The following is a 12,088-nucleotide window of genomic DNA, read 5'->3' on the forward strand; positions in this document are numbered from 1 at the left end:
GGCGTTTTCGATGGACTTGCCGTTGATGATCTGGTCGGGCGTCAGGCGCGATGCGGCCATGGCCACGGCGGTGGCGCCGGTGCGTTCCGCCACGCGTACGCGGTCGGCGGTCACGGCGGGGGCCGACGCGCCGCCCGCCACCATCATGCCCAGCGCTTCGGTGATGCAGGCCATGGTGCTGGCCGTGCCCATTACGGAACAGGTGCCCACACTGGCCACCAGCTGATTGTTGACGTCGGCGATTTCCGGCGCGTCGATCTCGTCGGCGCGGTAGCGGCCCCAGTAGCGGCGGCAGTCGGTGCAGGCGCCGACCCGTTCGCCACGGTGCGAGCCAGTCAGCATCGACCCCGTGACCAATTGAATGGCGGGCACGCCGGCCGAGGCCGCGCCCATCAGCTGCGCGGGCACGGTCTTGTCGCAACCGCCGATCAGCACCACGGCGTCCATGGGCTGCGCGCGGATCATTTCCTCGGTGTCCATCGACATCAGGTTGCGCAGGTACATGCTGGTGGGCTGCGAGAAGCTCTCGTGCACCGAGATGGTCGGGAAGTCCATCGGCAGGCCGCCCGCCAGCATGACGCCGCGCTTGACGGCTTCGATCAGTTGCGGGGCGTTGCCGTGGCACGGGTTGTAGCTGCTGCCCGTGTTGACGATGCCGATGATGGGACGAGCCAGTGCGTCATCCGACAGGCCGGCGCCCTTGATGAAGGCCTTGCGCAAGAACAGCGAGAAACCCTTGTCGCCGTAGTTGGTGAGCCCGCGCGCCACGCCCTGCGCGGTGGCGCTGTCGCTGTCAAAAGGGCCCATCACGGGCTTGGCACCCTTGGTCTCGTCCGTCATTTTCAGTCCCGATAATATTATTGATAATCCAGGTCCAAGATCATAGCCAGCCTTTGAAATGGGCTGCAAGCGGTTTTCGCGCTGACGAATATTGATCGTTATTACCGATCAGTCGATAGAAAAATTCTGATTCTTCAATCAAGTTTCGGCTCCTACACTGGCGCGGTTGACGAGCCGGGCGTCCGTCCATTCCTATACTCATCCCGGCTGGAGAGACCTATATGTCAGACCTGCGTCTGCGGCCGCGCCGTGCCGTCCTGTTTTCCCTGCTGGCTCTGTGCGCCGGCGTATCCGCCCCGGCTCTGTCCGCCGATGCCTATCCCGACAAGCCCATCCGCCTGATCGTGCCGTACCCGCCCGGAGGCGCCACCGACGTGATCGGCCGCGTGCTGGCGCAGGAACTGACGGGCGCGCTGGGCCAATCGGTCATCGTGGAAAACCGCGCGGGCGCGGCGGGCAACATCGGCGCGGACCAGGTTGCCAAGGCGCAACCCGACGGCTACACGCTGCTGATGGGCGCGCTGACCAGCCACTCCATCAATGCCGCGCTGTATCGCGGCCGCGTCACGTATGACGTGGAAAAGAGCTTTGCGCCGGTGTCCATCGTGGGCACCGTGCCGCTGGTGTTCGTGGTGAACCCGTCGGTGCAGGCCAAGACGCTGTCCGAATTCATCGCGCTGGCCAAGTCCAAGCCCGGCTACATCACCATGGCCTCGGCCGGTAACGGATCGCCGCAGCATCTGGCCGGCGAAATGTTCAAGCGCACGGCGGGCGTCGACATCCTGCATGTGCCGTACAAGGGCAGCGGCCCCGCCATGACCGACCTGATGGGCGGGCAGGTGCTGAGCATGATCGAAACCGTGCCCGCCGCGCAGGCCAACATCAAGGCGGGCAAGCTGCGCGCGTTGGCGGTGACCTCGCCCAAGCGCGTGGACGCGCTGCCCGACGTGCCGACCGCCGCTGAAGCCGGCTTGAAGGACTTCGAAGTCAGCTCCATGTTCGGCATCGCCGCGCCCGCCAGTACGCCGGCGCCGGTGATCGACCGTCTGAATGGCGAACTGAAGAAGATCCTGGCCAAGCCGCAGGTGCAGGCCTCGTTGCTGAACCAGGGCGCCATCGCCACCTGGACCACGCCGGCCGATGCCGGGGCCCGGATCTCGGCCGAACTGGCCCGCTGGACCAAGGTCATCGACGAGGCAGGTGTGAAGGGGGACTGATCCCGCTTCATAGACCGGGACATTGACCTGGTGTCGCCTTACTGTTTTTGATCGCACGCCGAAGATTCTCGCGAATCTTCGGCGAAATTTTTTGTGCAACGCCACCCGGCCTCGCGCAACAACACGTTCGTGGAAGGGGGAAAGCACGCATTAATTCCGGGCGGGAAGTCCTTCGTGCGCCGGGCCGCCGGAAAAGCCGATGCAATAATTCGCAATACAGGATTTGTGCGCTGCACCCGGGTATTGACCCTGTTCGGACTAGGCCGTAATGTTCTTTGCGGTCCAGCCTAGGACAGTGGGGGGATACCACGATGACAGAGAATCAAGACGAAAAGTCGATCCTGTACACGCACTTCGGTACGCACAGCCCTTATTGGCGCGTGTCGGCCGATAGCGACGCCATGGAATTGGCCGCCATCAAGGGGGCGACGAATGTCGCGATGGCGCTCAGGCCGGATCAGGCCGACATGATTCGGTCGCTGACGGGGATTACCTCCAGCGTGCGCATCGACATTTCGCTATACGGTGATCTGCTGCGCCTGCACTTGGTAGGGCGCAAGATCAATCCGAATGAATGGGCCGGTACCGCGTCCGCCCATTCCGATACCGAGTCGGTAGCCAAGGACCTGGTTGAAGGCTTGTCGTTTGCCGAAACCGTGGTGTCCGAGGCCAATTCGGTGATCGTCATCGTGGACCAGAACGGCCGCGTGCAGCGCTTTAACAAGCTTAGCGAGGAATACACGGGCAAGCGCGAACAGGACATCGTCGGACGCAGCGTGTTCGAAATGTTCATGACGCGCGAAGAGGCCATTGCCTCGCGCCGCAATATCGCCGAGTTCTACAAGCGCGGCCAGTCCTACGAAGTGGAACGCCTGATCAACACGGTCAAGGGTCCGCGCCTGTTCCTGTTCCGCAATAAATTCGTCACCAGCGGCAGCGGTGAAAAACGCGTCTACCTGATCTGCTCGGGCACCGACATCACCGAAGAACGCGCGGCGCAGGAACGCCTGCGCGTGCTGGCCAACACCGACATGCTGACCAACCTGCCCAACCGCCACGCGATCACCGCGCGCCTGAAGGCGGCGTTGGCGGCGGGGCAGGAGGGGCGTGGCGGCGTGCTGTTCCTGGACCTGGATAACTTCAAGCGTATCAACGACCACTACGGCCATGGCTTTGGCGACCGCCTGCTCAAGGCCGTATCGGTGGCGATTTCCACCTGCCTGTCACCCGGCCAGACGCTGGCCCGGCTGGGGGGCGACGAGTTCATCGTGTTGCAGGAACAGGCGCAGGCCTGGGAACTGGAATCCACCGCCGAGCGCATCATCGAACGCTTGCGCGAGCCCTTCCGGCAAGGCCTGATCGAGGTATACACCAGCTGCTCGATCGGTATCGCGATGTACCCGGACCACGGCGCCGACCTGGACAGCGTGGTGCGCAGCGCCGACATCGCCATGTACGTGGCCAAGGAAGCGGGGCGCCACACCTACCGTGTGTTCCAACCCGACATGGACCGGCGCAACGCCGACTACGTGTGGCTGGACACCAACCTGCGCAAGGCCTTGGCCGAAAATCATCTGATGCTGTACTACCAGCCCAAGCTGGTCGGCCGCACCGGCGAAGTGCACAGCGTTGAAGCCTTGCTGCGCTGGCGCTCGCCCGAGCGCGGCATGGTCTGCCCGGGCACCTTCATCCCTTACGCCGAGGAATCCGGCCTGATCTCGCCGTTGGGCGTGTGGGTGATGCGCGAAGCGGCGCGTCAGGCCGCGGCGTGGAAACGCGACGGCTTGAACATTCGCATCGCCATCAACATGTCGGCCCGCCAGCTGGATGACAAGGGCGTGGTCAGCGACTTCATGCGCGCGATCGGCGACGCGGGGCTGGACCCGTGCATGCTGGATATCGAGCTTACCGAAAGCTGCCTGATTGAAGACGAGGGCGCCGCCATCGACCTGATCAAGCAGTTCCGGCAACTGGGCGCGCGCGTGCACCTGGACGACTTCGGCACGGGCTATTCGTCGCTGTCGCAGCTGGCGCGCATACCGCTTGATGCCATCAAGCTGGACGCCAGCTTTGTGCGCGGCGTGAACGAAAACCCGGTGTCGCAGGCCTTGGCCCGCGCCATCGTGGCGGTGGCGCGCACGCTGGAACTGAAGGTGATCGCCGAAGGCGTGGAAACCGCCGAAGAGGCCGGTTTCCTGGACACGCTGGGCGTGGACGCCAAGCAGGGCTATCTGTACGCCAAGCCCATGCCCGCGTCCGAATTCGTCACCTGGCTGGCCCAACGGCGCCGGCTGCATCTGATCGCCTGATGCTGCCCGCGCCGAGGGGCAGGCTTGCTGGGTCCGTGGGCAGCCGCGCTCAGTGCATGGTGGCTTCCTGCGCGGCGTCGCTGCTGACGGCGCTGCGACGGTTCTGCGCCAGCACCAGGCGTTCCATGTAGGCACGGTCCTTCGGGTCAATCGAGAAGGCGGCTTCGACCCAGTCTTCGGTAATGTCCATCAATTCGGAACGCGACAGGTTCAGCACGCGCTGGCGGGCGCGCAACATGGCGCGCATGCCGTTCAGCTTGGGTCGCATCACATCGATGAACGTGCGGGTGGCGCGATACGCCTCGCCCGGCTCGAACAGCGTGTCCACCAGCCCCTTGCCGTGGAACCATTCAGCCGTGTGCGATTCGCCCGAGCTGATCAGCTCTTCGGCCAGCTTCATGCCGGACCGGCGCGCCACCTGCGAATAGCCACCCATGCCCGGGAACAGGTTGAACGCCATTTCTGGGAAGCCCATGCGCGCATTGTTCTGCGCCAGCACAAAGTGGTGCGCCAGCGCGGCTTCAAAGCCACCGCCAAGCGCCGTGCCTTCGATCATGGCCAGCGAGATCGCGCCCGTGTCGAAACCGCGCGAGGCGGCGTGTACGCAGTCCACGCAGGCTCGGGCGTAGGCACGCAGCGCTTCGCGCTTGCCGGTGCGGATGGCCTCGGCAAAGAAGTTCAGGTCGCCGCCCACGTTGTAGATCTGCGGCACCAGCGAGCCCGTGACCCAGAAGTCGATCGGCAGCCCGGAGTCCTTGGCGGCGCGCGCCAGGGTCATGATTTCGTCGATAAGTTCGTGGTTGAAGCACGGCCGCGGTTGCGCACGCAGCATCATCCACATGACTCGGCGTCCCTCCTCATAAAAGGCGGATATCTGCTTCATGTTTCCCGCGGCGGTGAAGGGATGGCAGTCTGTATGAATGAGTTGATTCATTTGCTTTCGTCCAATCGATCAAGGTGAGTCGGAGTACTGCCGGGTCAGCCTAAACCAGACCTTCCGGGTGCCGTCTCATGCAAATCTCGTCCGGCTGGCCAGACTTGGCCGTAGGTCGAACTCCCGAGTGAAGAAAGCAAAATCCACAACAACGCATGGCTGGTCTCGCCCTCTCGGGCGAGGGCCCGCATCGCCGCAACGGATGAGCAAGCTCGCAAATTCGCGAGGTTCCGGGCGGTGCGGGGCGGGGGCGTGTCGGCGTCGTGCGTCATGCAGACGGATGAGCTGGTTGCCCTTGGGCAACGGAAAATAATTCTTATTGGTAAATGGAATCGATGCTCGACAGCATCGGCCTTCGTCGACCTGAATCGATCAAGGGCTTTGCGATGTATCCGCCGTTTATCCCCGCCGCCTGTCCTGGGCACTTGCCTTAGCCCTGTCATCCGCCTTGCCGCAGGCCCTAGCCCAGACGGCGCAAGGTCGAAAATGTGCAGAAACCGCGTCAGCAACGTGGCGCGGCGCAACAGCAGCGCGTTCCTGACCTACAAGCCGGCCGACGGTCGCGACCGCGCAGTGTCGGTTCTGAAAGGCACGGTTCTGAAAAGGCACGGTTGGCGCGGGGCAGGGCGGCCATGTCGCGGCGCGCGCATCATGACGATGCACGCGCCTGACCACCGCCCGCGCAGGCGCATCGCTATGCCAGCCCGCCGTTGGCGCGCAGCACCTGCCCGTTGATCCAGCCGCTATCCGGGCCGGCCAGGAACGACACGATGCCTGAAATGTCGTCCGGCTGGCCCAGCCGTTCCAGCGGCGGCATCTTGGCAAAGTGCTCGATCAATTCGGGGCTTTTGCCTTTCAGGAACAGCTCGGTGGCAACGGGGCCGGGGGCCACGGCGTTGACCATGATGCGGCGGCCGCGCAGTTCCTTGGAGAACACGCGCGTCAGGCTTTCGACTGCCGCCTTGCTGGCGATGTAGATGGCGTAACCCGGCAGGTTGGTTGCCACGGTGGTGCTGGACACGTTGATGACGCTGCCGCCGTCCGCCAACCGCGTGGCGGCTTCGCGCAGCGTGTTGAAGGTGCCGCGCGTGTTGATGTCGAACGTCTGGTCGTAAGCCTCGTCGGTGGTTTCCGCCAGCGGCTGCACCATCAACACCCCGGCGCAATTGACCAGCGCGTGTACCGTGCCCAGCTCGGCTTCCACTTTGTCGTACATCGCGCGCACCTGGTCGGCGCGCGCCACGTCCGCCTGCACCGCCAACGCGCGCCCGCCGGCCTGGCGAATCTCGCTGACCAGGGTGTCGGCGTGCGCCGCGCTGGAGGCATAGTTGATGGCCACGGCGTACCCGTCGGCGGCCAGGCGGCGCACGATGGCGGCGCCAATGCCGCGCGACCCGCCAGTAACCAGGGCGACGCGTTGCGATGCTTGTTCGGGGGCTTGCTTGTTCATTGGGAATCTCCGGTTCAAAAAGGGCGTAGGGCGCAGGCCGCAGGGCGTACGGCTTGAGACGAATCATGAACTATTCCAAACCGAAAATAATTACCCGATAATCGCTAACATCATTTCATTTGCATTAACAATCCCCGCCAAGACATGGACCGATTCCAGGAAATGCAGGTGTTCGTGCGCATCGCCGAGCGGCGCAGCTTTTCACAGGCGGCCGAAGACCTGCGCATCCCGCGCGCCACCGTCACCAACCTGATCAAGCGCATGGAACAGCGGCTGGGCGCGCGGCTGCTGGAACGGACCACGCGGCAGGTCCGGCTGACGCACGACGGCGAGGCTTACTACCAGCGTTGCGTGCGCCTATTGGCCGACCTGGAAGAGGCCGACGGCGCGTTCCTGAACACCGCGCCCAAGGGCTTGCTGCGGGTCAATGCGCAGGGCACGCTGGCCAAGTATTTCGTGATGCCGGGGCTACCCGGCTTTCTGGAACGCTATCCCGATATCGTGCTTCACCTGGGCGAAGACGACCGTCTGGTGGACCTGGTGCGCGAAGGCGTGGACTGCGTACTGCGCGCGGGCGCCTTGCAGGATTCTTCGCTGGCGGGCCGCCAGATTGCGCTGATGCCGCAGGTAACCGTCGCCAGCCCGGCCTACCTGGCGCGCTTTGGCACACCCGCCGGCCTGGACGATCTGGCGCACCACCGCGCGGTGGATTACGTGTCCAGCGCCAGCGGGCGGGCCATTGCGCTGGATTTCATGGTGAACGGGCGCCGCGTCACGGCGCGCCCGGCGTCGGTGGTCAGTGTGACGGGTGCCGAGCTCTACACCAGCGCGGCGCTGGCCGGGCTGGGCCTGGTGCAGGTGCCGCGCTATCGCGTCGAGCGCGAACTGGCGGCCGGCCATCTGCGCATCGTGCTGCCGCATCTGCCGCCCGCGCCCATGCCGGTGTCGGTGCTGTATCCGCAGAACCGGCAGGTGTCCGCGCGGGTGCGCGTCTTCACGCAGTGGCTGGTCCAGGTGTTCGCCACCGCGTTCGATCAGACGATGCCGGTCAGGTAGTACACCGCAATCACCACGAACACCGACATCGTAGATATCAGCGTGATGGCGAAGATGTCGCCGTACGACTGGCGGTGCGTCAGGCCGGTAACCGCCAGCAACGTGATCACGGCGCCGTTGTGCGGCAAGGTGTCCATGCCGCCGCTGGCCATTGCGGCAACGCGATGCAGCACGTCCATGGGGATGCCGGTGGCCACCGCGCCATCGATAAACGTCTGCGCCATGGCGGCCAGCGCGATGCTCATGCCCCCCGAGGCGGACCCGGTGATGCCCGCCAGCGACGTCACCGCCACGGCTTCGCCCACCAGCGGATCGGGGATGGCCTTGAGCGCATCGGCCACCAGCAAGAAACCCGGCAGCGCCGCGATGACGCCACCAAAGCCGTATTCGGCGGCCGTGTTCATGGACGCCAGCAGCGCGCCGGACACGGCGCTTTTGCTGCCTTCGGCAAAATGCGCCTTGATGGTCGAAAACGAGAACAGCAGGATGGTGGCAATGCCGGCTATCAGCGCACCCATGACGGCCCACAGCGCCACCTGGTCGTCGGCGTTGACGGGCATGGGCTTGGCCAGGCCGGGCAGGTCCACTTCGGAACCGGCGGGATACCAGCCCGGAATCCAGCGCGTCAGCAGGAAGTTCATCACCCCCACGACCACCAGCGGCAGCAACGCGATCAGCGGGTGGTGGTTGCGTTCCGTGGCCGGGGTGGCGGGTTCGTTGCGCAGTTCGGTGCCATAGGTTTCCCCGGCCGCCGCCGCACGCTTGCGGCGCCATTCCAGATACGTCACGCCCACCGTCAGCGTGAAGGCAGCGCCGATCAGCCCCAGCCATGGCGCGGCCCACGTCGTGGTTTCAAAGAAGGTGGTGGGAATGATGTTCTGGATCTGCGGCGTGCCCGGCAGCGCGGTCATCGTAAAGGTGAACGCGCCCAGCGCGATGGCGCCCGGCATCAGGCGCTTGGGGATGCCGCCCTGGCGGAACATCTCGGCCGCGAACGGGTAAACGGCAAACACCACCACAAACAGCGAGACGCCGCCGTAGGTCAGCACCGCGCAGACCAGCACGATGGCAATGATGGCGCGTTCGGCCCCGATCATGCGCAGCACGGCCTGCACGATGGCGCGCGAAAAGCCCGAGAGCTCGATCAGCTTGCCGAACACCGCGCCCAGCAGGAACACGGGGAAATACAGCTTGGCAAACCCCGCCATGCGCTCCATGAAGATGCCCGAAAACACCGGGGCCAGCGCGGAAGGGTCCGTCAACAGCACCGCGCCCATGGCCGCGATGGGCGCGCACAAAATGACGCTATAGCCTCGATACGCCGCCAGCATCAGAAACGCCAGCGCCGCCACCACGATAAACAATCCGGTCATTCAGGACTCCAGGAATGAAGAGATAAGGGGTGAAGGGCATACACCTTACCCGATCATCCCGGCCGGCATGTGACGCGGGCGCGGTTCAGGCGCGCAGCAGCGCGTGGGCCTGGTGGGCGATGTTCAGGTCGACCGCCGCGTCGTCACCGTCGGCCAGATACCACGCGGCAGACAAGCCGCACCACGCCACCACCCATTGCAGCAAGCGGCGCCGGTCCAGCCCGGACTCTTCAACGATGATCTGCAACCGGCGTTCGAAGCGGCCCGGAACCGTAGCCACGGGCGGCACCGGGTCGGACAGGTCGGGGTTGCAGAAAATATTGGCGTAGTCGAAGGCGCGCTCGCCGGTCAGGCGCTTGGGGTCGATGACGAGCCACCCGCGTTCGCCAAAATCCAGCACGTTGTCGTGATGCATGTCGCCGTGCAGCACGGTGACCTCGCGCGGGTCATCCAGCAAGGCGCGCGCATGGAGGGCGCTTTGGGCCAGGATGCCGCCATGCGCGCGCGCCATCGGCCACAGGTCCACAAACCACTCTTCAAGCCCGCGCAGGGGGGGTAGCGGCTGTGCTCGCGGCGCGTGCAGCGCCTTCAAGACATTGCACAAGATGCGCGTGGCCTCGTCGTCGCGGCCCGTGCGGGCATAGGCGGACAGCGATTGCGATCCCATCGCGCGCTCAAGCAGGATGGCGTCTTCGTCGTGTGCCAGCACGCGGGCCGCGCCTTGCCCGTTCCACCATCGCATCAACACGCCACCTTGCCGCTCGTCTTCCTGCTCGGCAATTTTCAGCATGGCGGGCGCGCCCTGATGGGTGACGGGCAGCAAGCGCGCCGCATGGGTCTGGATGGGGGCACCGTCAGGCACCAGATTCCAGCGAGACAGATACGATTCAAACATCGGCATGGATTCCCTGGGGGTCACAACATAGACATCAATGCCGCCGCGTTGCGTGCCAGCCGCGCCACGCCGAAGCTGGTGGCCAGGCGGTGGCCTTCCAGGTCCGACAGCGGGACCCAGCGCGCGTCGCGTGCGTCGTCGCCCGCGACGGGTTCGCCGGACTGCCAGCGGCACAGCATGGCGATCAAAATGAAATGGCGGCGCAGCACGCCGGCGTCGTCGCGATCGAAGACGTCGACGGCGTCGAACACGTGCAGCGGCTCGGCCACCACGCCGGTTTCTTCCAGCAGTTCGCGGGCGGTGGCGATTTCCAATGGCTCGCCGGCGTGGATCTTGCCGCCGGGGAAAGCCCAGCAATTTTCGTCGGGCGGGTTGGCGCGGCGCACCAGCAGCACGTGGCCATCTCGGATGACGGCGGCGATGGTGGCGGCGATCGGGCCGCGCGCCGGCTCGGGCGCAGCGGCGGCGGGATCGGATGGCGTGGTCGCCGTGGATGACTCCGAGGCCGCGCTTGCACGCTTGGCAGCGGATGAAGGCGGGGCGGCGTTGGCAGGGAAGTCGGGGGGCGGCGCGGCGGTGGGCATGCGGAAATCTCCAAGCGGTGGCGCTCATCCTAGCGTATTCGGATGCGGCACCGCTTGGAGCGGGTTTGCTACTTCGTTTGCTACTTCATTTGCTACTTCGTTTGCTACTTCTTCACCAGCGGGCAGGTCGACTTCGACAAGGGCATGAACGCCTGATCCCCCGGCAGCGTTGCGACCAGCTTGTAGTAGTCCCACGGCCGCTTGGATTCCGACGGCTGCTTGACCTCGAACAGGTACATGTCGTGCACCATTCGCCCGTCCTCGCGGATGCGGCCATTGGTGGCGAAGAAGTCGTTGATGGGCATGGACTTCATCTGCTTCATCACGGCTTCCGGCGCGTCGGTGCCAGCCGCCTGCACTGCCTTCAGGTAGTGCATCACCGACGAATACGTGCCCGCCTGGCTCATGTTGGGCATCTTCTTGAGCTTGTCGTAATAGCGCTGCGACCAGGCGCGGGTCTGGTCGTTCATGTCCCAGTAGAACGCCTCGGTCAGGGTCAGGCCGGCGGCGGCGTCCAGGCCGATGGCGTGGATGTCGTTGATGTACAGCAGCAGGCCGGCCATTTTCTGGCCGCCCTTGGTCAGGCCGAATTCGCTGGCCGCCTTGATGGCGTTGACCGTGTCGCCGCCCGCGTTCGCCAGCCCGATCACCTGTGCCTTGCTGGCCTGCGCTTGCAGCAGATACGACGCAAAATCGCTGGAGCCCAAGGGGTGGCGTGACGCGCCCAGGACCGTGCCGCCGTTGGCCTTGACCACCTCGGTGGCGGACGCTTGCAGCGTGTGGCCGAAGGCGTAGTCGGCCGTCAGAAAGTACCAGCTCTTGCCGCCTTTCTCGACAGTGGCGCGCGCCGTGGTGTTGGCCAGCGACCAGGTGTCGTAGGTGTAGTGCACCGAATAAGGCGAGCACAAATCGTTGGTGATGCGTTCGGTGCCCGGGCCGCTGAACACCACGATCTTCTTCTTTTCCCGGGCCACTTCCAGCACCGCCAACGCGGGCGCGGACCCCGCCACGTCCATGATGGCGTCCATTTTCTGCGTGTCGTACCACTCGCGCGCCTTGGCGGCGGCGATGTCGGCCTTGTTCTGGTGGTCCACCACCATCAGGTCGATCTTTTTGCCCAGCACCGTGCCACCGAAGTCGTCGATGGCCATCTGGGCGGCGGTGGCGCTGCCCTTGCCGGTCACGTCGGCGTAGACGCCGCTCATGTCCAGGATCAGGCCCAGCCTGACGATATCGTCAGAGATGGCGGCCGGCTGCTGCGCCCAGGCCGGGGTGGCGGCGGCCGCCGCCAGGGCGGAAGCGGCAAACAAACGGGTAATCGTGCTGCGGCATTGCATGGAAATCCGGGGCATCTTGGCGTAAGCCATGGTTTGTCTCCTCTTGTGCCGGATCATGTGAAAACCTGCTGGCGCCTTGATGGCGCTCTGGCT

General features: G+C 65.0%; 10 protein-coding genes. 3 read left to right on the plus strand and 7 right to left on the minus strand.

Features of this window, described 5'->3' with window-relative positions; all coding sequences use genetic code 11:
• Positions 1–840, minus strand: an 840-nt coding sequence (locus tag YH64_RS29465; RefSeq protein WP_255444873.1) for a dihydroxy-acid dehydratase, incomplete at its 3' end; no start/stop codon positions are given.
• Between the two features lie 221 nt (positions 841–1,061).
• Between YH64_RS29465 and YH64_RS29470 the strand changes: the two genes are divergently transcribed.
• Together YH64_RS29470 and pdeR are read left to right on the plus strand one after the other, a co-directional pair.
• The gene (locus YH64_RS29470) at positions 1,062–2,057 is read left to right on the plus strand and encodes a tripartite tricarboxylate transporter substrate binding protein (RefSeq protein ID WP_046807876.1); all 996 of its coding nucleotides are present in this window, start codon (positions 1,062–1,064) and stop codon (positions 2,055–2,057) included.
• A 311-nt stretch (positions 2,058–2,368) separates the two neighbouring features.
• The gene (gene pdeR / locus YH64_RS29475) at positions 2,369–4,366 is read left to right on the plus strand and encodes a cyclic di-GMP phosphodiesterase (protein WP_046807875.1); all 1,998 of its coding nucleotides are present in this window, start codon (positions 2,369–2,371) and stop codon (positions 4,364–4,366) included.
• 49 nt (positions 4,367–4,415) lie between these two features.
• On the opposite strand, the gene YH64_RS29480 is transcribed toward pdeR, so the two are convergent.
• Complete coding sequence (locus YH64_RS29480) at positions 4,416–5,300, minus strand: crotonase/enoyl-CoA hydratase family protein (RefSeq protein ID WP_046807874.1); 885 nt, start codon at positions 5,298–5,300, stop codon at positions 4,416–4,418.
• A gap of 694 nt (positions 5,301–5,994) precedes the next feature.
• A complete protein-coding gene (locus YH64_RS29485) occupies positions 5,995–6,750 on the minus strand; it encodes an SDR family oxidoreductase (protein ID WP_046807873.1) in 756 nt (251 codons plus the stop codon).
• 144 nt (positions 6,751–6,894) lie between these two features.
• Between YH64_RS29485 and YH64_RS29490 the strand changes: the two genes are divergently transcribed.
• Positions 6,895–7,806, plus strand: coding sequence for a LysR family transcriptional regulator (locus tag YH64_RS29490; protein WP_143215609.1), 912 nt, complete (start codon positions 6,895–6,897; stop codon positions 7,804–7,806).
• Here the strand turns inward: YH64_RS29490 and YH64_RS29495 are convergent.
• The 4 genes from YH64_RS29495 to YH64_RS29510 all read right to left on the minus strand — a co-directional run bounded on the left by YH64_RS29495 (position 7,785) and on the right by YH64_RS29510 (position 12,025).
• The gene (locus tag YH64_RS29495) at positions 7,785–9,179 is read right to left on the minus strand and encodes a GntP family permease (RefSeq protein ID WP_046807871.1); all 1,395 of its coding nucleotides are present in this window, start codon (positions 9,177–9,179) and stop codon (positions 7,785–7,787) included. The two genes, YH64_RS29490 and YH64_RS29495, sit on opposite strands and share 22 nt — an antisense overlap.
• 85 nt (positions 9,180–9,264) lie before the next feature.
• Complete coding sequence (locus YH64_RS29500; RefSeq protein ID WP_046807870.1) at positions 9,265–10,074, minus strand: aminoglycoside phosphotransferase family protein; 810 nt, start codon at positions 10,072–10,074, stop codon at positions 9,265–9,267.
• A gap of 20 nt (positions 10,075–10,094) precedes the next feature.
• The gene (locus YH64_RS29505; RefSeq protein ID WP_046807877.1) at positions 10,095–10,508 is read right to left on the minus strand and encodes an NUDIX hydrolase; all 414 of its coding nucleotides are present in this window, start codon (positions 10,506–10,508) and stop codon (positions 10,095–10,097) included.
• A gap of 254 nt (positions 10,509–10,762) precedes the next feature.
• Entirely contained in the window at positions 10,763–12,025 is a 1,263-nt protein-coding gene (locus YH64_RS29510) for an ABC transporter substrate-binding protein (RefSeq protein ID WP_046807869.1), read from the minus strand.
• Positions 12,026–12,088 lie beyond the last annotated feature (63 nt).

The organism is Achromobacter sp. LC458, assembly GCF_001005835.2.
Lineage (GTDB): Bacteria > Pseudomonadota > Gammaproteobacteria > Burkholderiales > Burkholderiaceae_B > Achromobacter > Achromobacter spanius_B.